Origin of the sequence: Bradyrhizobium sp. 179, from assembly GCF_023073535.1 — a bacterium.
In the GTDB taxonomy this organism is placed as follows: Bacteria; Pseudomonadota; Alphaproteobacteria; order Rhizobiales; family Xanthobacteraceae; genus Bradyrhizobium.
The window spans coordinates 82,542-105,986 of the sequence record NZ_JADPJR010000030.1 but is presented as its reverse complement, the minus strand read 5'-3'; the positions used below and the strand labels follow the sequence as shown (position 1 = coordinate 105,986).

22 protein-coding genes and 1 pseudogene are annotated in these 23,445 nt (G+C 64.0%); 14 read left to right on the top strand and 9 right to left on the bottom strand.

Features of this window, described 5'->3' with window-relative positions; all coding sequences use genetic code 11:
- Positions 1-22: 22 nt before the first annotated feature.
- On the bottom strand, positions 23-1,279 hold the full coding sequence (locus IVB12_RS06995) for an MFS transporter (RefSeq protein WP_247297061.1): 1,257 nt from the start codon (positions 1,277-1,279) through the stop codon (positions 23-25).
- Between the two features lie 57 nt (positions 1,280-1,336).
- Positions 1,337-2,590, bottom strand: a complete 1,254-nt coding sequence (tyrS, locus tag IVB12_RS06990) for a tyrosine--tRNA ligase (protein WP_247297059.1) — start codon at positions 2,588-2,590, stop codon at positions 1,337-1,339.
- A 164-nt stretch (positions 2,591-2,754) separates the two neighbouring features.
- Here tyrS and IVB12_RS06985 point away from each other — a divergent pair, with 164 nt between their 5' ends.
- The 3 genes from IVB12_RS06985 to IVB12_RS06975 all read left to right on the top strand — a co-directional run bounded on the left by IVB12_RS06985 (position 2,755) and on the right by IVB12_RS06975 (position 4,967).
- On the top strand, positions 2,755-3,858 hold the full coding sequence (locus IVB12_RS06985) for an anhydro-N-acetylmuramic acid kinase (protein WP_247297057.1): 1,104 nt from the start codon (positions 2,755-2,757) through the stop codon (positions 3,856-3,858).
- A gap of 97 nt (positions 3,859-3,955) precedes the next feature.
- Complete coding sequence (locus IVB12_RS06980) at positions 3,956-4,633, top strand: glutathione S-transferase family protein (protein WP_247297050.1); 678 nt, start codon at positions 3,956-3,958, stop codon at positions 4,631-4,633.
- 10 nt (positions 4,634-4,643) lie between these two features.
- Positions 4,644-4,967 carry a multidrug efflux SMR transporter gene (locus tag IVB12_RS06975; protein WP_247297048.1) on the top strand — a complete coding sequence of 108 codons (324 nt, stop codon included), beginning with the start codon at positions 4,644-4,646 and terminating at the stop codon, positions 4,965-4,967.
- 14 nt (positions 4,968-4,981) lie between these two features.
- Here the strand turns inward: IVB12_RS06975 and IVB12_RS06970 are convergent, their stop codons facing one another.
- On the bottom strand, positions 4,982-5,272 hold the full coding sequence (locus tag IVB12_RS06970) for a DUF1330 domain-containing protein (protein ID WP_247297046.1): 291 nt from the start codon (positions 5,270-5,272) through the stop codon (positions 4,982-4,984).
- Between the two features lie 64 nt (positions 5,273-5,336).
- On the bottom strand, positions 5,337-5,984 hold the full coding sequence (locus tag IVB12_RS06965; RefSeq protein WP_014495555.1) for an alpha/beta hydrolase: 648 nt from the start codon (positions 5,982-5,984) through the stop codon (positions 5,337-5,339).
- Between the two features lie 339 nt (positions 5,985-6,323).
- On the opposite strand from IVB12_RS06965, the gene IVB12_RS06960 reads away from it, so the two are divergent.
- From IVB12_RS06960 to IVB12_RS06925, 8 genes are all read left to right on the top strand, one after another.
- The gene (locus IVB12_RS06960) at positions 6,324-7,460 is read left to right on the top strand and encodes a cysteine desulfurase family protein (RefSeq protein ID WP_247297044.1); all 1,137 of its coding nucleotides are present in this window, start codon (positions 6,324-6,326) and stop codon (positions 7,458-7,460) included.
- Between the two features lie 122 nt (positions 7,461-7,582).
- Positions 7,583-9,079, top strand: a complete 1,497-nt coding sequence (sufB, locus tag IVB12_RS06955) for a Fe-S cluster assembly protein SufB (RefSeq protein WP_247297042.1) — start codon at positions 7,583-7,585, stop codon at positions 9,077-9,079.
- A 62-nt stretch (positions 9,080-9,141) separates the two neighbouring features.
- Positions 9,142-9,894, top strand: a complete 753-nt coding sequence (sufC, locus tag IVB12_RS06950) for a Fe-S cluster assembly ATPase SufC (RefSeq protein WP_247297040.1) — start codon at positions 9,142-9,144, stop codon at positions 9,892-9,894.
- 11 nt (positions 9,895-9,905) lie between these two features.
- Positions 9,906-11,210 carry a Fe-S cluster assembly protein SufD gene (gene sufD / locus IVB12_RS06945; protein ID WP_247297039.1) on the top strand — a complete coding sequence of 435 codons (1,305 nt, stop codon included), beginning with the start codon at positions 9,906-9,908 and terminating at the stop codon, positions 11,208-11,210.
- Positions 11,207-12,454, top strand: a complete 1,248-nt coding sequence (locus IVB12_RS06940; protein ID WP_247297030.1) for a cysteine desulfurase — start codon at positions 11,207-11,209, stop codon at positions 12,452-12,454. Before sufD ends, IVB12_RS06940 begins: the two co-directional genes overlap by 4 nt.
- Complete coding sequence (locus IVB12_RS06935) at positions 12,451-12,822, top strand: SUF system Fe-S cluster assembly protein (RefSeq protein WP_063683732.1); 372 nt, start codon at positions 12,451-12,453, stop codon at positions 12,820-12,822. The genes IVB12_RS06940 and IVB12_RS06935 overlap by 4 nt, the downstream gene beginning before the upstream one ends.
- A gap of 49 nt (positions 12,823-12,871) precedes the next feature.
- Positions 12,872-13,282, top strand: coding sequence for an iron-sulfur cluster assembly accessory protein (locus tag IVB12_RS06930; protein ID WP_247297029.1), 411 nt, complete (start codon positions 12,872-12,874; stop codon positions 13,280-13,282).
- A gap of 137 nt (positions 13,283-13,419) precedes the next feature.
- Positions 13,420-13,869 (top strand): TfoX/Sxy family protein, encoded by a 450-nt coding sequence (locus tag IVB12_RS06925; RefSeq protein ID WP_247297027.1) that lies wholly within the window; start codon positions 13,420-13,422, stop codon positions 13,867-13,869.
- 56 nt (positions 13,870-13,925) lie between these two features.
- Here the strand turns inward: IVB12_RS06925 and IVB12_RS06920 are convergent, their stop codons facing one another.
- The 3 genes and pseudogenes from IVB12_RS06920 to IVB12_RS06910 all read right to left on the bottom strand — a co-directional run bounded on the left by IVB12_RS06920 (position 13,926) and on the right by IVB12_RS06910 (position 17,994).
- A complete protein-coding gene (locus tag IVB12_RS06920) occupies positions 13,926-14,993 on the bottom strand; it encodes a GGDEF domain-containing protein (RefSeq protein WP_247297026.1) in 1,068 nt (355 codons plus the stop codon).
- A gap of 167 nt (positions 14,994-15,160) precedes the next feature.
- On the bottom strand, positions 15,161-16,690 hold the full coding sequence (locus IVB12_RS06915; protein ID WP_247297023.1) for a DEAD/DEAH box helicase: 1,530 nt from the start codon (positions 16,688-16,690) through the stop codon (positions 15,161-15,163).
- Between the two features lie 297 nt (positions 16,691-16,987).
- Positions 16,988-17,994 (bottom strand): annotated as a pseudogene (locus IVB12_RS06910) (helix-turn-helix domain-containing protein).
- A gap of 214 nt (positions 17,995-18,208) precedes the next feature.
- Between IVB12_RS06910 and IVB12_RS06905 the strand changes: the two are divergent.
- Positions 18,209-19,723 (top strand): caspase family protein, encoded by a 1,515-nt coding sequence (locus IVB12_RS06905; RefSeq protein ID WP_247297021.1) that lies wholly within the window; start codon positions 18,209-18,211, stop codon positions 19,721-19,723.
- Positions 19,724-20,081: 358 nt separating this feature from the next.
- Here IVB12_RS06905 and IVB12_RS06900 read toward each other — a convergent pair whose 3' ends face one another.
- Entirely contained in the window at positions 20,082-20,366 is a 285-nt protein-coding gene (locus tag IVB12_RS06900) for a hypothetical protein (protein ID WP_247297005.1), read from the bottom strand.
- Between IVB12_RS06900 and IVB12_RS06895 the strand changes: the two genes are divergently transcribed.
- The gene (locus tag IVB12_RS06895; RefSeq protein ID WP_247296987.1) at positions 20,365-21,612 is read left to right on the top strand and encodes an FAD-dependent oxidoreductase; all 1,248 of its coding nucleotides are present in this window, start codon (positions 20,365-20,367) and stop codon (positions 21,610-21,612) included. The genes IVB12_RS06900 and IVB12_RS06895 overlap by 2 nt on opposite strands.
- 181 nt (positions 21,613-21,793) lie before the next feature.
- Positions 21,794-22,558 carry an outer membrane beta-barrel protein gene (locus IVB12_RS06890; RefSeq protein WP_247296985.1) on the top strand — a complete coding sequence of 255 codons (765 nt, stop codon included), beginning with the start codon at positions 21,794-21,796 and terminating at the stop codon, positions 22,556-22,558.
- A gap of 113 nt (positions 22,559-22,671) precedes the next feature.
- Here IVB12_RS06890 and IVB12_RS06885 read toward each other — a convergent pair whose 3' ends face one another.
- Complete coding sequence (locus IVB12_RS06885) at positions 22,672-23,442, bottom strand: glucose 1-dehydrogenase (protein WP_247296975.1); 771 nt, start codon at positions 23,440-23,442, stop codon at positions 22,672-22,674.
- Between the last annotated feature and the right edge of the window lie 3 nt (positions 23,443-23,445).

Below are 23,445 nucleotides of genomic sequence, written 5' to 3'. Positions count from 1 at the left end.
ACTCAAGTTACCCCTGGGAAACCTACCGTCGCAAGGCAGGCACGACTAGGAACGGAATCATCCCGAGCACCACACTCGCAAGTGCGAAGGCGAGCAGCGCGTTGTAGCCGTGGGTCGCGTCATGGATCAGGCCGCCGCTCCAGGAGCCGAATGCCGAGCCGAGGCCACTGCCGATCGAGATGGTGCCATAGATGGTGCCCACCCGTTTTCCCTGGAAGATTTTCATCGCAGTTGCGGTGATCAGCGGCCCGCGCGAGCCCATCATGCTGCCGAAGCAGACGACGAAACCGGTGAGCAGGATGATGTTCGGATAATACTGCAGGAGCCAGAGCAGGAAGATGCCGAGCATCGAGATCGCGTAGCTCAGCAGCACCGACGGCCGGCGCCCGATCAGCCCGTCGAGCGCGGAGACCCCCAACATCCCGAACACCAGCACGACGCCGGAGAAGCCCCAGGCAGTCGCGGCCTGGAGTGGCGGGAAGCCGGCATCGATCAGATAAGCCACGATCTGCGCCGCGATCGCGTACATGCCGACCGCGGTGAAGAAGAAGGTCGAGAACAGCGCCCAGAAGGCGTGATGGCGCATGGCGCCAACAAGCGTCCAGCCGTTGTCAACGAAATCCGGATCGGTCTTCTTGGTGACCTGCGGCGAGCCGGCAGCGAACAGCGGCCACGGCAGCAGCATGAGCGGCACCAGCAGGCCCAGCGCAGCGAAGCCGAACAGCTGATAGGTCTCGCGCCAGCCGATGTGATCGATCAGGAGCTGCGAGGCCGGCAGCAGCGCCAGCACGCCGCCGCCCATTGCCGAATAGACCACGGCCATCGCGGTCGGCAGCCGCGGCCCGAACCAGCGGCCGAGCAGAATCGAATTCGGCACATTGCCGATGAAGGCGACCCCGATCCCGACACACAGTCCGATCGAGAGCTGGAACTGCCAGAGCGCTTTCGCATGGCCCGCAATCAGGAAGGCCGAGCCGAGCAGGAACAGTCCGAGCGCGTAGACGGCGCGGGGACCGGAATGGTCGAACAGCCGCCCGACCAGAGGCGCGGTCAGTCCGCTGACGAGCCAGGTCAGCGAATAGATCGAGACGACCTGCGCGCGATCCCAGCCAAAGCTTTCGGAGATGGGCTTGAGGAAGACGGTGAAGCTCTCGCTGAGGCCGCGGCCAAGGACAGCCAGCGCGAAACACAGCGCGAGCACGACGAGCGCGGTCCGCACGGCACCCCTCGGCGCAGCCGCTGCGCGGTCCCCGGTCTGCCTGGGCGTGTTCTGGTCCATTGCCGCTCAAGGAGCGCGCTTCGCCGCGCCCTGACAAGCAGCGAAAAGCTCATACGCCTATGCAGGCTTGATGAGGACGTGCTTCTTCTTGCCGAACGACAGCTTGATCACGCCTTCCGGCGTCAGGTTGGCCACCGAGAGTGCCATCTTCTCGTCGGTGACGGGGGCGTCGTTGATGCGCAGTCCGCCCCCTTTGATCTGGCGGCGCGCTTCGCCGTTTGAGGCAACCAAGCCCGCCCGAACGAAGGCGTTGAGCACGCCGAGACCATCGTCGAGCTCGCCACGCGGAATTTCCACCGTCGGCAGGCTTTCGGCGAGCGCACCTTCCTCAAAGGTGCGGCGCGCGGTCTCTGCCGCCTCGTTCGCGGCATCGCGGCCGTGCAGCAGCGCGGTCGCCTCGGTGGCGAGCACCTTCTTGGCCTCGTTGATCTCCGCGCCGCCGAGCGCCTCGAGCTTCTTGATCTCGCTCATCGGCAGCGTCGTGAACAGTTTCAGGAATTTGCCGACGTCGGCATCCTCGGTGTTGCGCCAGTACTGCCAGAAATCATACGGCGAGAACTGGTCGGCGTTGAGCCAGACCGCGCCTTGCGCGGTCTTGCCCATCTTGGCGCCGGACGCGGTCGTCAGCAGCGGCGTCGTCAGCGCGAACAACTGGTGCGTGCCCATGCGGCGGCCGAGATCGACGCCCATGATGATGTTGCCCCACTGGTCCGAGCCGCCCATCTGGAGGCGGCAACCGGTGCGTTTGGCGAGCTCGACGAAGTCGTAGGCCTGGCAGACCATGTAGTTGAACTCGATGAAGCTCATCTCCTGCTCGCGCTCGAGGCGCAGGCGCACGGAGTCCATGGTCAGCATGCGGTTGACCGAGAAATGCCGGCCGACGTCGCGCAGCATCTCGATCCAGTTCAGCTTGGTCAACCACTCGGCGTTGTCGAGCATGACAGCGTCGCTCTTGCCCTCGCCATAACGCAGCACCCTGGCGAACACGCCGCGGATCGAGGCCTTGTTGGCCTCGATCTCGGCGACCGTGCGCATCGCGCGCGTCTCGTCCTTGCCGGAGGGGTCGCCGACCATGGTGGTGCCGCCGCCCATCAGCGTGATCGGCTTGTTGCCGGATTGCTGCAGCCAGTGCAGCATCATCATGGTCAGATAGTTGCCGATATGCAGCGAGGGGGCGGTGCAATCGTAGCCGACATAGGCGGTCGCCTCGCCCCTGGCGGCGAGCGCGTCCAGCCCCTCGAAATCGGAGCACTGGTGGATGAACCCACGTTCCTGCAGGGTATTGAGGAAATCCGATTTGAATGCAGTCATTTGTCGGCGTGCCTGACAATTCTTGGTTTACTGTTTTGGGAGCAATTTAAGAGTCTTGCGTGGGAACTCGATTGGCACCCGCCACTTGGCGCAGTGGCATTATAAGATGTGTCCCTCTGGCACAAGATCGGCATGCCGGGGCGGGCCTTTGAGGACGCTGGTCCATGATGTTGACGGCACTCGGTCTGATGAGCGGCACCTCGCTGGACGGGGTGGATGTCGCGCTGATCGAAACCGACGGAAAGCAGGTCAAGGCGTTCGGACCGACCGGCTACCGGCCCTACGGTCCGGCCGAGCGCAACCTGCTGCGCCAAGCGCTCTCCGAGGCCGTGCACCTACGGCAACGTGATGCCCGGCCTGGGATCCTGACCGAGGCTGAGCGCGCAGTGACGCAGGCCCATGCCGAGGCGGTCGCCGCTTTCGTCGCGCAGAACCGGATGAGGCCGGAGGACATCGACATCGTCGGCTTCCACGGCCAGACCGTGCTGCACCGGCCCGAAAAGCGGCTGACGGTGCAGATCGGCGACGGGCCGGCGCTGGCCAAGGCGATTCACATCCCGGTCATGTATGATTTCCGCGCCGCCGACGTCGAGGCCGGCGGGCAGGGCGCGCCGTTCGTGCCGGTCTATCATCGGGCGCTCGCCCATTCGCTGGAGCGCGAGGGCCCGATCGCGGTGATCAATATCGGCGGCGTCTCCAACATCACCTATATCGACGGCAGCGACACGCTGATCGCCTGCGACACTGGCCCCGGCAATGCGCTGCTCGACGACTTCATGTACCGCACCATGAACCAGGCGTTCGACGCGGAGGGAAAGTTCGCCGCGCTTGGCAAGGCTGATGAGGCCTGGATCGCGCGGGCACTGGCGCTGCCGTTCTTCGCAGCGCCGCCGCCAAAGTCGCTCGACCGCAACGACTTTGCCGCGCTGAAGCTCGGCGACATGCCACCGGCCGACGGCGCCGCGACGCTGACCGCGTTCACTGCGGCGGCGATCGCCCGCATCATCCCGCTGCTGCCGCGACGGCCGCGCAGCTGGATTGTCTGCGGCGGCGGGGCCCGCAACCTCACCATGCTGCGGATGCTCCGCGAGCGGGTGGGCTCGGCCACGGTCGAGGCCGCGGAGACGCTCGGCTGGGCCGCCGACGCCATCGAGGCGCAGGCCTTCGGTTTCCTTGCCGCGCGCGGCCTCAAGGGCCTGCCGTTATCCTATCCGGCAACGACGGGCGTGCCGATGCCGATGACGGGTGGGGTGATTGCACAGCCTTGAAGATCACAGGGAGTTGACGCAGGTGCATTGATCTTGACATGTGCATGCAAGTGCATCTATCTAGATGCAGTTGCATCTAACTGTCGGGATCGCCATTATGACCGCTCCGCTCAAACTGATCAGCCATAAGCTGTGCCCCTATGTGCAGCGCGCCGTGATCGCGCTCAAGGAGAAGGGCGTGCCGTTCGAGCGGATCGATATCGATCTCGCTGACAAGCCGGACTGGTTCTTGAAATTGTCGCCGCTCGGCAAGGTGCCGGTGCTGATGGTTGCGACAGACAAGGGCGAGGTTGCGTTGTTTGAGAGCAACGTGATCTGCGAGTACATCGAAGACACGCAACGCGGTGCGAAGCTGCATCCGGCGGATGCGCTGAAACGTGCCGAGCATCGCGCTTGGATGGAGTTCGGCTCAGCGATCCTCGGCGACCTCTGGGGGCTGGAGACGACGACCGATCCGGCGACATTCGAGAGCAAGCGCCAGGCGCTCGCGGCCAAATTCGCGCGCGTGGAAGCCGCGCTTGTTGCAGGGCCGTATTTCGCGGGCGACGCGTTCAGCCTCGTGGATGCAGTGTTTGCCCCGATCTTCCGCTATTTCGACGTGTTCGATGAATTGATTGAGCTCGGAATCTTCAACGATCTGCCCAAGGTCCGCGCGTGGCGGGCCGAGCTCGCGAAGCGTCCGAGCGTGCGCTCTGCGGTCGGCGCGGATTATCCGCAATTGCTGCGGGCCTTCCTGGTGCGCCACGACGCGCATCTCTTGAAGCTCGCGGCCTGAGGCTACGCCGATGTCGCAGTCCACGGCCTGGCTCATGCTCGTGATCGCCGGCGCGCTTGATGTCGGCTGGGCGATCGCGATGAAATATGCGGAAGGATATACGCGCGCTGGCTGGAGCATCGCCTCGCTCGTGCTGCTCGTCGCCTTCGTCTTCCTGCTCGGGCGTGCCTTGAAGATGCTCGAGGTCGGCGTTGCCTATTCGGTGTGGACCGGCATTGGCGCGGCCGGCACGTTCCTGATGGGCGTCGTGCTGTTCGGCGAGACCTTGAGCGCGGTGAAGCTTGCGGGCATCGCACTCGTGCTGACGGGGATCGTTGCCCTCAAGCTGGCGTAGTCAGCCCATAGTGATCAGGTGCAACCGTCGGCAAGCAGCAGCCTGCTTGTCGTCGTTGCGTGCCGCACCCTGAAGAGATCCTGAATGTCGGGATCGTCGAGGAACGCTTTCGCCTTCTCGCGCTCAGCAAATTCGATGATGACGAGGCGCTCGGGCGCCCAGTCGCCTTCGATCGTGGTCGGCTCGACGCCGCGCACGATGTACCGCCCTGAAAGCTTGGCAATAAATGCCGGGATTTCAGCGACGTAAGTCTTGAAGCCGGCGTGGTCGTTCACTGATAGATCAAGAACCAGATACGCCTTCATCGCTCGAAATCCCCAGCGTTGACGGTCCGCAGCCATGCCACGAACACGTCTACGCCGGAAGGCCTCAGCGCACGTTGGCGAGGCGCATGTCGAGATAGGCGGTGATGGTTTCCATCAGCGGCTCGAGCTTGGCATCGAAGAAGTGATTGGCGCCGGGAATGACCTGCTGGTCGATCACGATGCCCTTCTGCGTCTTCAGCTTCTCGACCAGGGTGTTGACATCCTTAGGAGGCACTACGGCATCCTTTTCGCCGTGCACGATCAGGCCCGAGGACGGGCAGGGCGCAAGGAATGAGAAGTCGTAGAGGTTGGCCGGCGGCGCGATCGAGATGAAGCCTTCGACCTCCGGGCGGCGCATCAGCAACTGCATGCCGATCCAGGCGCCGAAGGAGAAGCCCGCGACCCAGCAGGCGCGCGCCTCGGGATTGATGGTCTGCGCCCAATCGAGCGCTGCCGCCGCATCCGACAATTCGCCGGTGCCATGGTCGAACGAGCCCTGACTGCGGCCGACGCCGCGGAAATTGAAGCGCAGCACGGAGAAGCCGCGATGCGCGAAAGCGTAGTAGCACTGGTACACGATCTGATGGTTCATCGTGCCGTGGAACTGCGGATGCGGATGCAGGATCATCGCGATCGGCGCGTTCTTCTGCTTGGCCGGGTGGTAGCGGCCTTCGAGACGGCCAGCGGGGCCGGTAAATATGACTTCGGGCATCGATGATCTCTTGATTGATTTCCTGGAGACGACCTCGGCAATCAACCGATTGTGGCCTCACCGGCAGATGCCGACGAAAGCGCGAATGAAGGGCGAGGAGGCGCGCGTAGCGGTGATGCGCTGACGGCGCGCGGTGACTTGACGATGCGCGTTCTAACATAGGCTGAGGGTCAAAAAGCAAGCATCTTGAACATCAGCCAACGGGTTCAAGACGTTAGCGCGTCATGGTCGCGTCAACTGTGGCCGCACATTCGAAATCATTGGTTGCCAAGGGCGTGCCCGCGGCCCATGTCGAGATCGCGCAAACGCCGTCTGCGATGTGAGGTAATATATTACTTAATGCCGACCCGCGTCTATCTCGATTGGAACGCGACGACGCCGCTCCGCGCTGAGGCTCGGACAGCGATGCTGGCTGCATACGATCTGATCGGCAATCCATCCTCGGTTCATGCCGAGGGGCGGGAGGCACGACGGCTGATCGAGGAGGCGCGTGCCGCGCTGGCCTTGGCGATCGGCGCCCAGCCGCGCAACGTCGTCTTCACATCCGCTGGAACCGAGGCCAATGCGCTGGCGCTGTCGCCCGGCCTGCGGGCGCCGGCGGGCGGACCCGTTGAGCGACTGCTGGTCTCCGCGGTCGAGCATGCCTCGGTGCTTGCGGGCGGCCGGTTCCCGGCCGATAGGACCCGACAGCTTCGGGTAACGCGCTCCGGTGTCGTCGATCTCGACGATCTGCGGGCCCGGCTCGACGCTGGCCCGCCGACGCTGGTCTCCATCATGGCCGCGAACAACGAGACCGGCGCTCTTCAGCCTGTCGCTGAGGCTGCGCGGATCGTTCATGAGGCCGGCGGTCTCCTGCATGTCGATGGGATCCAGGCGCTTGGTAAAATTCGGTTCGATATCAAGGCTGTGGGTGCAGACCTTGCAACCTTCTCTGCGCACAAGGTCGGTGGCCCTAAGGGCGTTGGCGCGCTGGTCATGGCGGAAGGGCTCGCCGGTCTGGCGCCGGTCCTGCGGGGGGGCGGGCAGGAGCTCAACCGCCGGGCGGGCACCGAGAATGTCGCGGGGATCGCCGGCTTTGGCGCGGCGGTCAAACGGGCGCTTCAGACTCTGCCGGAGGATCTGAAGCGAATAGCAAGCCTCAGAGATCATTTGGAAAATGGGCTTCGCGCGGCCGGGGCGACAATCTTCGCCGACGATGTGGAGCGGTTGCCAAATACCGTACTTTTCACCGCGCCAGGGCTGAAGGCCGAGACTGCTGTGATCGGCTTCGACCTTGCAGGCGTCGCCGTGTCGTCCGGTTCGGCCTGCTCATCGGGAAGGGTCCAGCCTTCCCATGTGCTCTCGGCCATGGGGTACGATCCCATCGTGGCCCAAGGAGCGGTGCGCCTCAGTCTTGGCTGGTCCACGGAACTGGAAGAGATCAATAGGGCGTTGGAGGCTTGGCGAAAGCTCGGTAATAACCTACTTAAGAGCTAGGCGACGAAACACAGCTTGAACGATTCTAGGCGCGTGCTTTCCGCCAAAGAACATCGTAATAAACGTAATACTCGTCCGAGTTTGATCCACCGCGGTCCTTGAAACCGCGAGCGGAGGATGGAATGCCAGCCGTACAAGAGACGGTCGAGCGCGTGAAGCGTATCGACGTCGACCAATATCGTTATGGGTTTGAGACCCTGATCGACTCCGAGAAAGCCCCAAAAGGGCTATCGGAAGAGACCGTAGAGTTCATCTCGCAGAAAAAGAATGAGCCCGCCTGGATGCTCCAGTGGCGGCTGGAAGCCTATCGGCGCTGGCTGACCATGACCGAGCCGAGCTGGGCGCGGGTCGACTATCCCAAGATCGACTTCCAGGACCTCTATTACTACGCGGCGCCGAAGCCGAAGAAGACGGTCAGCTCGCTCGACGAGATCGATCCGGAGATCCTGAAGACCTACGAAAAGCTCGGCATTCCCCTGCGGGAAGTCGCCATGCTCGAAGGCGTCGAGCCGAAGGCGGGCGAGGAAGATCCGGCCCGCCGCAAGATCGCGGTCGACGCGGTCTTCGATTCGGTGTCGGTTGCGACCACGTTCAAGGCGGAGCTGAAGAAGGCCGGCGTGATCTTCATGCCGATCTCGGAGGCGATCCGCGAGCATCCCGAGCTGGTGCAGAAGTATCTCGGCACCGTGGTGCCGACCTCGGACAATTTCTACGCGACGCTGAACTCGGCGGTGTTCTCGGACGGCTCGTTCGTCTACGTGCCGCCCGGCGTGCGCTGCCCGATGGAGCTGTCGACCTATTTCCGCATCAACGAGCGCAACACGGGTCAGTTCGAGCGCACGCTGATCATCGCGGACAAGGGCTCCTACGTCTCCTATCTCGAGGGCTGCACTGCGCCGCAGCGCGACGAGAACCAGCTGCACGCGGCCGTGGTCGAGCTCGTCGCGCTCGACGACGCCGAGATCAAATACTCGACGGTGCAGAACTGGTATCCGGGCAATTCGGAAGGCAAGGGCGGCATCTACAATTTCGTCACCAAGCGTGGCGACTGTCGCGGTGCCAATTCAAAGATCTCCTGGACCCAGGTCGAAACGGGGTCGGCGATCACCTGGAAATATCCGAGCTGCATCCTGCGCGGCGACAATTCGCGGGGCGAGTTCTACTCGATCGCGATCTCGAACGGCTTCCAGCAGGTCGATTCGGGCACCAAGATGATCCACCTCGGCAAGAACACGTCGAGCCGCATCATCTCCAAGGGCATCGCCGCCGGCAAATCGCAGAACACCTATCGTGGGCTCGTCACCGCGCACCGCAAAGCCACCGGCGCGCGCAACTTTACCGCCTGCGATTCCCTGCTGATCGGCGACAAATGCGGCGCGCACACCGTGCCGTATATCGAGGCGAAAAACTCCTCGGCGACGTTCGAGCACGAGGCGACGACGTCGAAGATCTCCGAGGACGTGCTGTTCTACTGCATCCAGCGCGGTCTCTCGCAGGAAGAGGCGGTTGGCCTCGTGGTCAACGGCTTCGTCAAGGATGTGCTTCAGCAACTGCCGATGGAGTTCGCGGTGGAAGCGCAGAAGCTGATCTCGATCTCGCTTGAAGGGTCGGTCGGTTAACACCGACCCTCGCGGTGCGCTTAGGCGCTCCATGCCTCATTTGAATAGACTGGACACCAACAATGCCTTTGCTTGAAGTGAAAGACCTGAAGGTTCGTGTCGAGGAGCGTGAGATCCTGCACGGGCTGACGCTGACCGTGAACGAGGGCGAGGTGCACGCGATCATGGGGCCGAACGGCTCCGGCAAGTCGACGCTCTCCCATGTCATCGCCGGCAAGCCCGGCTATGAGGTCACCGACGGCCAGATCCTGTTCAGGGGCGAGGATCTCCTGGAGATGGATCCCGACGAGCGCGCCGCCAAAGGCGTGTTCCTGGCGTTCCAGTATCCGGTCGAAATTCCCGGTGTTACCACCATGAATTTCCTCCGTACCGCACTCAATGCCCAGCGCAAGGCTCGCGGCGAGAGCGAACTGATGGTGCCGGACTTTTTGAAGAAGGTCCGCGAGGTCTCGAAGGCGCTGAACATCCCGCAGGACATGCTTAAGCGCGGCGTCAATGTCGGCTTCTCCGGCGGCGAGAAGAAGCGCAACGAGGTGCTCCAGATGGCGCTGTTCGAGCCCAGCCTGTGCATCCTCGACGAGATGGATTCCGGCCTCGACATCGACGCGCTGCGCATCGCGGCCGACGGCGTCAACGCGCTGCGCTCGCCGAAGCGTGCCATGGTCGTCATCACCCACTATCAGCGGCTGCTGAACTACATCGTGCCCGACGTCGTGCACGTGATGTCGAAGGGCCGCGTCGTGAAGAGCGGCGGCAAGGAGCTGGCACTGGAGCTGGAAGCGTCCGGCTATGCCCAGTTCGAGGACGCCGCGTAAGGAATTTTGCAATGAACGTTGCTGTGGCAAAGACCGGAAAGGGCCGCGCGGTGAGCGATCTCTTCGCCAGCGTCGAAGGCCGCTTGCCGGGTCCGCCTGCTGTGATCGCGGCGCGTCGCGAAGCCTTCGAGAGCTATGAGCGGCTCGGCTTGCCGCACCGCCGGCTCGAGGAATGGAAATACACGGATCTGCGCGCGCTGGTCGGCGAGGTGCTGCCGCTGGCGGCCAGCCCCGACGCGGCCGCGCTGAAGCGCGCCGCCGACGCGGTGAAGGCGCATGCCATCGCGGGCGCCCGCAAGCTGGTGCTGGTTGACGGCGTGTTCGCGGCCGATCTGTCCGACGTGAAGGCGCTCGGCTCCGAGACGAGCCTCAAGACCCTGCGGGAGATGCTGGAGACCGATGTCGGTATCCTCAACACGGCGTCCACCGATGCCGTCATCGCGCTGAACGCCGCCTTGGCAACCGACGGCGTCGTGCTGTCGATCGCTGACGGTGCGCGGCTGTCCGCGCCGATCCAGATCATCCACATCGCAACCGCGGCTTCCGCCTCGAGCTTCACCCGTTCGCAGGTTGCGATCGGGAAGGGCGCTCGCGCCACCATCGTCGAAAGCTTCGTTGCGGCAGGTAGCAAGGCCTACCAGGTCAACGATGCCGTGCTGGTGACGGTTGGCGACGACGCCGATGTTGCACACATTCGCCTGATGGACGATGCGCCTGACGCGGTGAACGTCACCTCGCAATTCGTGACGGTGGGCGCCAATGTGAAGTTGAACTTCTTCAACATGACCAGCGGCGCGGCGGTCAGCCGCTTGCAGGGCTTCATCACGCTGGCGGGCGAGGGTAGCGAGCTCTCCGTCAACGGCGTCAATCTTTTGAAGAAGACCGAGCATGGTGACACCACACTGGTCGTCGACCACGCCGTGCCGAACTGCGTCAGCCGCGAGACTTTTCGCGCCGTGATCGACGATCGCGCTCATTCGGTATTCCAGGGACGCATCATCGTTCGTCCCGATGCGCAGAAGACCGACGGCAAGATGATGACGCGCGCGCTGCTGCTCTCGGACGAGGCGGAAGCCGACAACAAGCCCGAACTGGAAATCTTTGCCGATGACGTCTCCTGCGGCCACGGCGCCACTGCCGGCGCGCTGGACGACAGCCTCTTGTTCTATCTGAAGGCGCGCGGCCTGCCGGAGAAGCAGGCCCAGGCGCTGCTGATCCAGGCCTTCGTGGGCGAGGCGATCGAGCAGATCGCCGACGACGGCTTGCGCGAGCACGTGATCGGCATCGCCGAGCGCTGGCTGGAGCGCCGGTCATGAGCACGCATCCGGCGGTCAAGAACGGCGCCTACGACGTTGCGCGCGTGCGCCAGGATTTTCCCGCGCTCGCCATGCAGATCTACGGCAAGCCGCTGGTCTATCTCGACAACGCCGCCTCGGCGCAGAAGCCCGGTGCCGTGCTCGACCGCATGACGCAAGCCTATACGAGCGAATACGCCAACGTGCATCGCGGCCTGCATTACCTCGCCAATGCGGCGACGGAGGCTTATGAGGGCGCGCGGGCAAAAGTCGCGCAATTCGTCAATGCCCGCCGCACAGAAGAAATCATCTTCACCCGCAACGTCACCGAGGCCATCAACCTCGTGGCGTCGTCCTGGGGCGAGCCGAACATCAAGCAGGGCGACGAAATCGTCCTCTCGATCATGGAGCACCATTCCAACATCGTGCCCTGGCATTTCCTCAGGGAGCGCCATGGCGCGGTGATCAAATGGGCGCCCGTCGATGACGAAGGCAATTTCCTGATCGACGAGTTCGAGAAGCTGCTGACGCCGAAGACTAAGCTTGTCGCCATCACCCAGATGTCGAACGCCCTCGGAACCTTCGTTCCGATAAAAGAGGTCGTGCGACTGGCCCACGATCGCGGCATTGCCGTGCTGGTCGACGGTGCGCAGGGCGCGGTGCATCTGCCCGTCGACGTGCAGGATCTCGACTGCGATTTCTACGCGTTCACCGGCCACAAGATTTATGGCCCGACCGGTATTGGGGCGCTCTATGCCAAGCATGAGCACCTTGTCGCGATGCGTCCGTTCAACGGTGGCGGCGAGATGATCCGCGAGGTTGCGAAGGACTGGGTCACCTATGGCGACCCGCCGCACAAGTTCGAAGCTGGCACCCCGCCCATCGTCGAAGCGATCGGCCTCGGTGCCGCCATCGACTATGTTAATTCGATCGGCAAGGAGCGCATCGCCGCGCACGAGCGCGATCTCGTCACCTACGCCCAGGACCGGCTCCGCGAGATCAACTCGCTGCGGCTGATCGGTACTGCGCGCGGCAAGGGGCCGGTGATCTCCTTCGAGCTCAAGGGCGCGCATGCCCACGACGTCGCCACCGTGATCGACCGTCAGGGCATCGCAGTGCGCGCCGGCACCCATTGCGTGATGCCGCTTTTAGAGCGGTTCAACGTCACCGCCACCTGCCGGGCGTCGTTCGGCATGTATAATACGCGGGAAGAAGTCGATCATCTGGCACAAGCGCTTCTGAAGGCGCGGGATTTGTTCGCATGAGTGACACGGCCGAAATCAAAGCCAATCCGATGGAGACCCATTCGGCGCTGCCGCCGGAGGAGACCGAGCGTTTGACCACCGAGATCATCGCGGGCCTCAAGACCGTATTTGATCCGGAAATCCCGGCCGACATCTACGAGCTCGGCCTGATCTACAAGGTCGAGATCAAGGACGACCGTTCGGTCGACGTGCAGATGACGCTGACGACACCGAACTGCCCGGCTGCCGGCGAGCTGCCGACTATGGTCGAGAACGCGGTGGCCAGCGTTCCCGGCGTCGGCGTGGTCGACGTGAAGGTCGTCTGGGAGCCGCCGTGGTCGCCCGAGCGCATGAGCGACGAGGCGCGCCTCGTGCTCAATATGTGGTGACGGTCTCAGCTCGCATTGAATTCGCTTCGCAACGGACCACATAGATAACATGACCCAGATCTCGTCAGGCTCGACACCAGCTTCGACACCAAAGCCCCGGCGGCCGCGCCCGCAGGTGATGCGGCTGACGGATGCCGCGGCGCAGCGGATCACGGAGCTGACCCAGCGCGCGGACTCCGAGATCGTCGGCCTACGCGTCGGCGTGAAGAACGGCGGCTGCGCCGGCCAGTCCTACACGGTCGAATACGCCCACGAGATCCGGCCGACTGACGAGGTCGTCGAGGACAAGGGCGTCAAGATATTGGTCGACCCCAAGGCCGTGCTGTTCCTGCTCGGCACCGAGATGGACTACAAGGCCGACAAAATGCAGGCCCAGTTCGTCTTCAACAACCCCAACCAGGTCTCCGCCTGCGGCTGCGGCGAGTCGGTCGAGCTGCGGCCGGCGAAGATCGACGGATAAGCCCGACTTTCGCTATTGTCCTGCCGGCCAAGCCCGGGACCCATGCCCAGAGGAAGTGGTTGTCGCGCGCGCTGGCAGTTGCCAGTCTTTGCCAAACGCAATCCTGTGGTTGACCACATTGGGGAGGCAGCTTGGGCATGGACCGCGAATTCCTGATCGACCTGTTCGCCGATTTCGGCCCCGTCACGATCCGCAAAATGTTTTCCGGCTACGGCATCTCCGCCGACGGCATCAACTTCGCGCTGTCCTTACGCGCCGGGCTGTTCTTCCGCGCGGACGAGATGACGATCCCGAATTTCGAGGCGGAAGGCTCAAAGCCGTTCCGATACTCGACCCGTGCCAAGACAGTCACAGTGAACTCCTACTGGCAGTTGCCCGCGCGCTTGTTCGACGATTCCGAGGAGCTGGCAGAATGGGCGAGGGCAGCGCTGGCTGCTGCCCAGCGCGCCAAGGTCAAGAAGCGGCCGAACGCGAGGAAGGTCAGCAAACCTGCCAAGGCGCCCGCCGGAAAGCCCGGCCAGAAAACTTCGTCAAAAAGACCGCTCAAGAAAGTTGCGGTGCGCAAGCGTGCCGAGCGAAAGGCGTAACTCTCGGGGGGACGTGCGCCAAGAGGCGCGCTCCGGAATGACAGCGAGGGTTCGGCTTACGCCACCCGGTTGTGCGTCTCGACCGCGTATTCCGGATCGACTTCACAAATCACGCGGTTGCGGCCGTTGCGCTTGGCGGCGTAAAGGCAGGCATCCGCGCGTTCGATCAGGGCGTCGGTGTCGTCGCCCTGCTTGAGCATGGAGACGCCCACGGAAATGGTGACGCGGCCGAGAATCTCGCCGGTCGATTTCTTCTTCAGTTCCTTCGCCATCACCGCGCGGCGGATGTGATCGGCCACCGTGAGCGCCTGGCGCAGCGCCGTGTTGGGCAGCACGACCGCGAATTCTTCGCCGCCATAGCGCGCGGTGATGTCCTGGCCCTTGATGGTCTGCTTCAGCGACAAGCCGACAAGGCGCAGCACCTGGTCGCCGGTGAGGTGGCCATAGGAATCGTTGAACGACTTGAAATGATCGATATCGAACAGCAGCAGCGACAGCGGCTCCCCGGAGGCGAGCGCGCTCTGCACCGCCATGCCGATCATTTGATCGAAATATTTGCGGTTGCCGAGGCCGGTGAGCGGATCGGTGAGGCTCTCGGCGCGGATCGCCTCCAAGCTCTGCTGGAGATTGCTGATCTCGTTCCTCGATAGTGTCAGGCGCCCTTCCAGCGCCTTGTTGGCCTCGCGCATCTCGCTGGTCGAACGCAGCAGCGTCTCGACGATCGCCTTGATCTGGTCGCGGCCCTTGGCCGACGACAGTTTCTCGGTCGCACCCGACAGGCTGGCGTCGTAGGCGCCGCTCATTCCGAGCGCATCGCCGAGAACCTTCATCACGTCGTCAATCTCGCCGATGACGCGCGCGCCCACCTTATCGATGCGGTCGGTGGTCTTGATATGGGATAGATAGGTCTCGTAGATCTGCTCGAGATCGGCTTCGGTCAGCTTGCCGTTGCGCGCCAGCGTCTCGTTGATGATCTTATTGAGCGGTGCGTTGTAGCCGGTGGCGTAGACGTACCAGATCTCGTAATTGCGCGGAATTGCCGTCTGCCGAAGCGATCGAATCTGGCCGAGCGCCACTTCGGCGAACGCCATCGTGCGTTCGTGTTCGTCGAGAACCTTGACCACGGAACATACCCCGCAGCGGTCGGTGCGCTCTCGACCGCAGCAATGCTTAAATTATGTTCGTAGGCTAACGGACGATCGTGAACGCCCCGTAAATATACGTTCGCCAATGCATCCGAAAAAGGTGTGGGCGTTTTTCCTCAACCGAAACCACAAGCGCGCGTCGCGCTTCAGGCTCCGGCGGGGGAGCGAACCGGCCGCAGCAGAAATGCCGGCAGATGCGAGTGATCGCCCGGTTCGGCGTCGGCCTCCCGCTGCCGGCGCGGTTCGGGACGGCCGATCGAGGGTACATGCGACGGATTGGCCTGCTGGCGCGCGCCGTGACGCGGCTCAGATGACGGCCGTGCTTCGCGGGGAGGCCGCGCTTGGCGTGCAGGCCTCGGCTCGCGAGCGGGCCGGGCTTCGGCCGCGGGGCTTGCATCGACCGAAGGCCTTGCCTCGGAGGGCTGCGGCGCGTCGCCACGCGGCTCGTGGCCGCGACGCGGCTTGCCCCGCCCGCCACGGGAGCGCTCGCGGTCCCGTCCGCGAGACTCGCGCGGGCGCTCGCTGTGTTCGGTCGTGCTCCCGTGCACCTCGAAGTCGCCCTCGGCGCGCGGAATGCTCTGGCCGATCAGCTTCTCGATCGCCGCCATCGACTTCTGGTCGAGCGGTGTCACGATCGAGATCGCCGTGCCGGTGCGGCCGGCGCGGCCGGTGCGGCCGATGCGATGGACGTAGTCGTCAGCGTGGTGGGGGACGTCGAAATTGAAGACATGGCTGACCTCGGGAATGTCGAGGCCGCGAGCGGCGACGTCGGAGGCGACCAAGAGCGGCAACTCACCCTTGCGGAACTGTTCGAGCGCGGCCGTGCGGGCCGATTGGTCCATGTCGCCGTGCAGGGCGCCGACGCTGAAGCCGTGCTTCTGAAGCGATTTGTGAACGACGGCGACCTCGCGCTTGCGATTGCAGAAGATGATCGCGTTCTTGAGATCCTTGGCCTCGCGCAGCAGGCGGCGGAGCAGCTCGCGCTTCTCGTGCGCCTCGCGCCCGGCGGGCACCTGGGCCTGCGTGACCGTTACGGCTGTCGTGGCGGGTTTGGAGACCTCGACCTTCTGCGGATTATGCAGGAAGGCCTCGGTGATGCGCCGGATCTCCGGCGGCATGGTCGCGGTGAAGAACAGGGTCTGCCGCGTAAACGGGACGAGCTTGCAGATGCGCTCGATGTCGGGGATGAAGCCCATGTCCAGCATGCGGTCGGCTTCGTCGATGACGAGCAGCTCGACGCCGGTGAGCAGGAGGCCACCGCGCTCGGTATGGTCGAGCAGGCGGCCCGGCGTTGCGATCAGCACGTCGACGCCGCGCGTCAGCTTGGCATCCTGATCGCCGAACGAGACGCCGCCAATCAGAAGCGCGACGTTGAGTTTCTGGCCCGCGCCGTAACGGTCGAAGTTTTCCTTCACTTGCGCCGCGAGTTCGCGGGTCGGCTCGAGGATCAGCGTGCGCGGCATGCGCGCCCGGGCTCGACCCTTTTCGAGGATGGTGAGCATCGGCAGCACGAAGGCCGCGGTCTTGCCGGTGCCGGTCTGGGCGATGCCGAGCACGTCCTTGCGTGCGAGGACGTGGGGGATCGCCTGTTCCTGGATGGGAGTGGGGGTGGTGTAACCGGTGGCCGCCACTGCGGCGAGGACTTTTTCGGATAGTCCGAGATTGGTGAAGGACATTGAGCCTCTGGTCGAAACCGCCGTTCGGAATCGAGGGTAAAAAGGCTGTCGCGTTCCACCCCGAAACGGCGCGCTCTCAAAGAAGCTGGGGGTGCTGACTCACGCGAACAAAGCGCCAGGCTCGAGAATCGATCTTCGATTTGAGCCGCGTCGCCCCGGAACATAGGCAGGAATCCGCCAAAGTCAATGGAGCGGGCGCGGGAAGACCCTAAAAAAGCTGAGGTTTTTGCCCAAATAGCGGGCGCGGCTGCGGTTTTCCGGCCAAGCGGCGGACTGACCAGAGCCGGCAAACGGCGGCTAATGCCCCGCCCGAACCTGGGCCCGGAAGTCGCCTGGGGCCATGCCATAGGCAGCGTTAAAGACTCGGTAGTAGGTCGCCAAGCTCTCGAGCCGCAGGCGGCCGCGATGTCGGCAATCAGCCGCTCCGGAGCCTCGCGGATCAGGCGGCGGCTCTGTTTCAGCCGCTCTTCGGTGATCGTCTGCGAGAAGCTCTTCTCCGCCGTCTCGAACAGCATGTGCAGGTGTCGCACGGAAATGCCGAGCCAGTCGGCCACCATCGTCGGCGCGAGATTGGGGTCTTGCAGGTGACGCGCGATCAGGCGCCGGGCCTGCGACAGACGGGCGGTCCGCAGCGCGGCCTGCCCGCGGCGGCTGCCGGGCCGCACGATGCCGCGCTCGATCAGCGCCAGGTGGGCCAGAGCCTGAACAAGGGAGGCCTGAACAAGGGAGGCCTGAACAAGGGAGGCCTGCACCGGGGAGGCGGCATCGAAGCAGCCGTCATTGCCGGCGACATCGTCGAGATCGGCAAAGCAGGTGCCGAGCAGGGGCGCCAGGGTGGGATCGTCAAACGTCCGCGGCGCAAGCTCGCGCATGCGTTTGTCCTGAACCGGAATGTTGCTCACCGGGATCTTCAGGATTCGCAAATGGAAGCCGCCTGCGCCCAGCGGCGCGGTACGATAGGGCAGGTCGATATGGCTGGTGGCAAAGCTGCCGTTTGCGATCGCAAAGTCGCTGCCGCGCATGCCGCCAAACCAACCGCCGCTGCCGAGCTGCTGGTAGACGCAGATGGCATCGCCCGGTGCGGAGGCGATGTCGGATGCGCTACGCTCAACCGTGTAGGCGGACGCCTTCAGCTCGATGAGGCTGGCGCCGCCAAGCTGGCGCAGCGAGAACTCGCCGAAGAAATCGGCGCGGCGTTCGCGCTCGAGCTCGGCGGTGACGCCGAACAGACCCTTGGCGCGCACCTCGCGCCAATAGTCGAAGCGGTCATGCGGCTCGACCTCGTCAGTGCACCAGCGATACACGATAGCCCCTCGCTTCCAATGGGATTACCCAGGAACACTGCAAAGGAAGAGCAGATTCCAGCGGGATCTGCCATAGGACCGATGATGGAATTGGGGGCCGAGGCCCTTGAACCCTCGAGACGGCTGGACCGACTATCCCATCAACGGCTGGGTTTCCCATGGACGATCTTTCGAGGGGGCCGGCGGAGGGCCGTCCTGCAACGGGAATATTCCAATGACGCGTCGGCTTTTCAGAACTCTGGCGGCACTCGGCCTCGCGGCGGGCCTCAGCGGATTCGCGCTTCCCGCGCATGCCGAGAAGCGCGTCGCGCTCGTCATTGGCAACAACGACTACAGGAACGTGCCGAAGCTGCTCAAGGCCGTCAACGACGCACGCACCATGGGCGACACGCTGAAGCAACTCGGCTTCTCGGTGATGGTCGCCGAGAATCAGAACCGGCAGCAATTCTCCGAGACGTTGCTCGCCTTCGACAAGGCGATCGAGCCCGGCGATACCGCGTTCTTCTTCTATGCCGGCCACGGTTTCGAGATCGCGGGCCAGAACTATTTGCTGCCGACCGACGTTCCGGCGGCAACGGAAGGGCAGGAAGAACTCGTGCGCGACGCCTCCATCCTGGCCGACCGCATCGTCGAGCGCCTTCAGAACAAGAGGGCGCGGACCTCCATTTTGGTGTTCGACGCCTGCCGCAACAATCCGTTCGAGCGCAAAGGAACCCGCGCCGTCGCCGGTGGCGGCGGGCTCGCGCCGATGACGCAACTGCCGGAAGGCGTGTTTTCGGTGTTTTCGGCAGGACCCCGCCAGACCGCGCTGGATCGCCTCTCCAACGACGACGCCAACCCCAATTCAGTGTTCACGCGCACCTTCGCCAGGGAGCTGCTCAAGCCCGGCGAGAACCTCGTGCAGGTGGCGCAGCGCACCCGCCGTGCCGTCAGTGAGATGGCCGATACCGTGAAGCACAAGCAGGTGCCGGTCTATTTCGATCAGATGGTCGACGACGTCTTCCTTAGCGGCCTCGCCAAGGATGCCGCCGCGCGCGCGGACGATCCGCCGCCGCAGAAGCTCGCCGCGCTGCCGCCCGTATCGGCGCCGCACCTGCCGAAGGAGGAGACCACCAACGCGCCGATCGCGAGCTTCTCGCGGCACAATGGCGGCTGGAGCGTGGTGTTCTCCTTCGCCGATCCGACGCTCGGCGTCTCCTGGCGCATGGCCGGCAAGGGCGATTTCCGCGAAACCGGCTTCATCGACACCCTCGATCCGCGCACGCGCAAGCGGATGCCGAACCCGTCGGTCGAATTGCCGCCGGATGCGCAAGCCGGCACCATCGAGGTCCGCTATGTCGATCAGTCCGGCGAGATGCAGGGGCCGTTCCCGATCAGATTCGATCCCGAGGCCGCGCTGATCCGCGACCAGCGCAAGATCCTCGACATGACCGCGACAAGCTGGCTGTCATTCCGCGAGTTCAATGGACTGCTGGTCTACTACACGCACCTCGTGTCCTACCGCTGCGCCATTCGCGAGGTGCGCATCGGTATCGACACCGCCGTGCCGAACCAGGTGCTGAAGATGCCTCCTTGCGACATGCGCGATCCCAGCGCGATCAGCGCCGGCATGCCGCTCTACATGAAGCTCGCCCCGGCGACGCAGTCCGTCTCGGTTGAGCTGACCTACCGCGACGGCAGCGTGTCGGAGATCAAGAGCTTTCGCAGCGCGAACCGCAGCAATAATTGAGCGTCTTCGTCGGCTGCGACGGGAGAGGAACAACTCCTGCTGACCTGGATTGTCAGTCAAACCAGGGAGACGATCCATGATCCGCAGATCCATCTTTGTAACGATCGCTTGCGTTGCACTTTCGACGGCGGCCTTTGCCCAAGCGGGCGGTGGTGCGGCGGGCGGCGCCGGTGGCGCCAGCGCCGGATCGGGGGCCAGCTCAGGTGCAGGGGTAGGCACGTCAAGCAGCGCCAACTCCGGGCCATCGGCTCCCTCAGGGATGGGGACGCATGGCACCACCACGGGGGCCAACGTCAACACCAATACCGGCCCGGTCAACCCCAACGTTCAGTCCCCAACCGCAAATGGTAAGACGCCGTCAGCAGCACAAGCCGAGCGGAACATGGGTGTCGGTCATGCGACCAATGGGTTGCCGATCGGCAGTCCAGGCACCGGTACCAGCAACGAGGACCAGAAATAGGTCCATCCCGTTTTCACCCAAGGCCCGCGCTCTGCGGGCCTTTTTTATTTGACGCTTGTTTGCTGCAGCAAAGCGGTCGCGGTGAGCTTGCGCCTGCAAATTGAGACTGCACTCGGCCTGGATCGCGTTAGTATCATCAGGCATATCTTCATCGATACTCACATCGCGGATCGCGGCTGCCATGACATCCGACCAACAACCAAACCGGACCATGAAGGTCCGCTGCTGCATCGTCGGCGGCGGGCCAGCGGGCATGATGCTCGGCTATCTCCTGGGCCGCGCCGGCATCGACGTCGTGGTACTGGAGAAGCATGCGGATTTCTTCCGCGATTTCCGCGGCGACACCGTGCATCCCTCGACGCTTCAAGTGATGGACGAACTCGGCCTGATCGACGGCTTCCTGAAGCTGCCGCATCAGCGCTTGCAGAAGATGGATGGCCTGTTCGGTGGCACGCCAGTGCGCATCGCCGATCTCAGCCGGCTCCACACCAAGTACCCCTTCTTGGCTTTCATGCCGCAATGGGACTTCCTGAATTTCCTGCGCGAGGCCGGCCGGCGCTTTACCTCGCTCAAGGTGATGATGAGCACGGAGGCGGTCGATCTGATCCGCCGCGGCGAGACGGTCACAGGCGTGCGGGCGAGGACGCCTGAGGGCATCATCGACATCGAGGCGGATCTCACCATTGCCTGCGACGGACGGCATTCGACGGTGCGCGAGCGCGCCGGCCTTGACGTCGAGGAGATCGGCGCGCCGATGGACGTGCTGTGGTTCCGCGCCGGTCGCAGACCCGACGAGACGGAGAATGTGTTCGCGCGCGTCGAGCCCGGCAAGATGATGATCACCTTCGATCGCGGCGACTATTGGCAATGCGCCTACGTCATCGCCAAGGGGCAATTTGATGCGGTGAAGGCGAGGGGATTGCCGGCGCTGCTCGACGACGTCGTGCGCATGGCGCCGATCCTGAAAAGCGGCATCGCGGATGTGAAGAGCTTCGACGACATTAAGCTGCTCACGGTCGCGATCAACCGCCTGACGCGCTGGACGCGGCCCGGCCTGCTTCTTATCGGCGACGCCGCGCACGCGATGTCGCCGATCGGCGGCGTCGGCGTCAATCTCGCCGTGCAGGACGCGGTCGCAACCGCAAACCTGCTGGCGGATAAGCTGCAGCACGGTTGTCCCTCGGAGAACGAGCTCGATGCGGTGCGACGCCGGCGCGAGTTCCCGGTGAAGATGACGCAGCGAATGCAGGTCGTCGTGCAGAACAACATCATCAGCGGCGCCTTGCTGGGCAGTGACCGGCCGTTGAAGGTGCCGCTGATCGTGCGCCTCATCACTGCGCTGCCCTGGCTTCAGGGCATTCCGGCGCGCCTGCTTGCGCTCGGCGTTCGGCCCGAGCACGTGCAGTCAAAGGCGGCGCCGCCATCGTAGCGCAAGACCTGGGTAGGGATAACGCTGCATTAAATGACGCACGGTACGTTGCACGCCTGCAACATCGCAAATGGATTCATGGCGCAGCGTGTGCTCATCCGCCACATTAACCGTCTTGATTTCAGTTTTAGTAAGGGCCGTCTGAGAGCGTGCGCCCCATCAAAGGGACACGGGGTCTACCATGCGTAACAAATTGATTGCCGCCTTCGCCTGCACGACCGCTCTGGTTTCGACCGGGGCAGCTCCCGCCGCCGATCTGGGTGCGCGCTACACGAAGGCGCCCGCCTATGTCGAGCCGCTGTTCAACTGGACCGGTTTCTATGTCGGCGGCCACATCGGTGGCGCGTGGACCAACGAGCAGTTCATCAACAACGGGACCGGCGCGCCGTTCGGCGATCTTTCGCCGGGCGAAGGCTTCCGCCAGCGCAAGTCGGGCATCATGGGCGGCGCCCAGATCGGCTACAACTGGCAGGCCAACAATTACGTGTTCGGCATGGAAGGCACGGTCTCCGGCCTCGACAACAAGGGCACGGTCGTAAACAACGTGTTTGGCGCTGCGGACGACGTGTTCTCCTGGCGTACCAACGTGCTCGCGACCATCGTCGGCCGCGCTGGCTTTGCCGTGCAGAACAATCTCTTCTACATCAAGGGTGGCTATGCCGGCGCGAACAACCGTCTGTCGGTCAGCGACACCGTCGGTGTGTCGGGCTCGGGCGGACAGACCCACTGGGCCAACGGCTGGACCGTCGGCGCCGGCTGGGAATACGGCGTCACCCGCAACTGGATCGTTGGCCTCGAATACAACTACGCGGCCTTCGGCAGCCAGACTTATCAGCTCGGCGGCACCTCGGGCAACTACACCTTCGATGCCAAGCCGCGCGACATCCAGTGGGCCGTCGTGCGCGCGAGCTACAAGTTCGACGCCCCGACCATCGCCCGTTACTGAGCACGTCGACGCAACGCGACCAACGATCAAAAAAAAGCGCGGCCTAAATTCAAAGCCCCGGCATGGTCCGGGGCTTCTTTTTTGCGTCGGTGGATGCGGGCAGGACCCCCGCCTCAGGCCATCACCGAGAAGCCGCCGTCGACCGGGATCGCGGTGCCGGTGACGAAGTTCGAGGCGGGCGATGCGAGGAACACGGCGATGCCGGCGAAGTCGTCGATGTCGCCCCAACGTCCTGCAGGCGTGCGCGCCAGCACGCGCTCGTGCAGCCCTGAGACCTGCTGTCGTGCGCCGCGGGTGAGGTCGGTGTCGATCCAGCCCGGCAGGATGGCGTTGACCTGGATGTTGTCGGGCGCCCACGCATTGGCGCAGGCGCGTGTGTACTGCACGATGCCGCCTTTGCTCGCCGCATAGGCGGTCGCGAAGCTCGCGCCGAAGATCGACATCATCGAGCCGATATTGATCACCTTGCCGTTGCCGGACGCCTTCAAGGCTGGATAGGCCAGCTTCGAGCAGACGAAGGCGCTGGTGAGGTTGGTGTCGATCACCTTGTTCCACTCGTCGAGCTCGAGTTCGTGCGGGGGCTTGCGGATGCTCATGCCGGCATTGTTGATGAGGATGTCGATCCGGCCGAGCTCGCTGACGACACGGTCGACCATGGCCGCGACGGCGGCCTTGTCGGTCACGTCGGTGGTGATCGCGACCGCCTTCACGCCGCGCCGTCTGAGATCGGCCACGGCTGCGGCGGACTTGGTTTCATTGCGTCCCACCACGGCGATGTCGGCTCCGGCGTCGGCAAGGCCGCGGGCCATGCCAAGCCCGATGCCGCCATTGCCTCCTGTTACGACAGCGACCTTGCCGCGAAGGTCGAATCGGCTGGATGTCATGCT

Bases quoted from the DNA above. Each gene is read 5' to 3' on its own strand.
- IVB12_RS06995 (WP_247297061.1), bottom strand. From the start codon at position 1,279: ATGGACCAGAACACGCCCAGGCAGACCGGGGACCGCGCAGCGGCTGCG.
- tyrS (WP_247297059.1), bottom strand. From the start codon at position 2,590: ATGACTGCATTCAAATCGGATTTCCTCAATACCCTGCAGGAACGTGGG.
- IVB12_RS06985 (WP_247297057.1), top strand. From the start codon at position 2,755: ATGATGTTGACGGCACTCGGTCTGATGAGCGGCACCTCGCTGGACGGG.
- IVB12_RS06980 (WP_247297050.1), top strand. From the start codon at position 3,956: ATGACCGCTCCGCTCAAACTGATCAGCCATAAGCTGTGCCCCTATGTG.
- IVB12_RS06975 (WP_247297048.1), top strand. From the start codon at position 4,644: ATGTCGCAGTCCACGGCCTGGCTCATGCTCGTGATCGCCGGCGCGCTT.
- IVB12_RS06970 (WP_247297046.1), bottom strand. From the start codon at position 5,272: ATGAAGGCGTATCTGGTTCTTGATCTATCAGTGAACGACCACGCCGGC.
- IVB12_RS06965 (WP_014495555.1), bottom strand. From the start codon at position 5,984: ATGCCCGAAGTCATATTTACCGGCCCCGCTGGCCGTCTCGAAGGCCGC.
- IVB12_RS06960 (WP_247297044.1), top strand. From the start codon at position 6,324: ATGCCGACCCGCGTCTATCTCGATTGGAACGCGACGACGCCGCTCCGC.
- sufB (WP_247297042.1), top strand. From the start codon at position 7,583: ATGCCAGCCGTACAAGAGACGGTCGAGCGCGTGAAGCGTATCGACGTC.
- sufC (WP_247297040.1), top strand. From the start codon at position 9,142: ATGCCTTTGCTTGAAGTGAAAGACCTGAAGGTTCGTGTCGAGGAGCGT.
- sufD (WP_247297039.1), top strand. From the start codon at position 9,906: ATGAACGTTGCTGTGGCAAAGACCGGAAAGGGCCGCGCGGTGAGCGAT.
- IVB12_RS06940 (WP_247297030.1), top strand. From the start codon at position 11,207: ATGAGCACGCATCCGGCGGTCAAGAACGGCGCCTACGACGTTGCGCGC.
- IVB12_RS06935 (WP_063683732.1), top strand. From the start codon at position 12,451: ATGAGTGACACGGCCGAAATCAAAGCCAATCCGATGGAGACCCATTCG.
- IVB12_RS06930 (WP_247297029.1), top strand. From the start codon at position 12,872: ATGACCCAGATCTCGTCAGGCTCGACACCAGCTTCGACACCAAAGCCC.
- IVB12_RS06925 (WP_247297027.1), top strand. From the start codon at position 13,420: ATGGACCGCGAATTCCTGATCGACCTGTTCGCCGATTTCGGCCCCGTC.
- IVB12_RS06915 (WP_247297023.1), bottom strand. From the start codon at position 16,690: ATGTCCTTCACCAATCTCGGACTATCCGAAAAAGTCCTCGCCGCAGTG.
- IVB12_RS06905 (WP_247297021.1), top strand. From the start codon at position 18,209: ATGACGCGTCGGCTTTTCAGAACTCTGGCGGCACTCGGCCTCGCGGCG.
- IVB12_RS06895 (WP_247296987.1), top strand. From the start codon at position 20,365: ATGACATCCGACCAACAACCAAACCGGACCATGAAGGTCCGCTGCTGC.
- IVB12_RS06900 (WP_247297005.1), bottom strand. From the start codon at position 20,366: ATGGCAGCCGCGATCCGCGATGTGAGTATCGATGAAGATATGCCTGAT.
- IVB12_RS06890 (WP_247296985.1), top strand. From the start codon at position 21,794: ATGCGTAACAAATTGATTGCCGCCTTCGCCTGCACGACCGCTCTGGTT.
- IVB12_RS06885 (WP_247296975.1), bottom strand. From the start codon at position 23,442: ATGACATCCAGCCGATTCGACCTTCGCGGCAAGGTCGCTGTCGTAACA.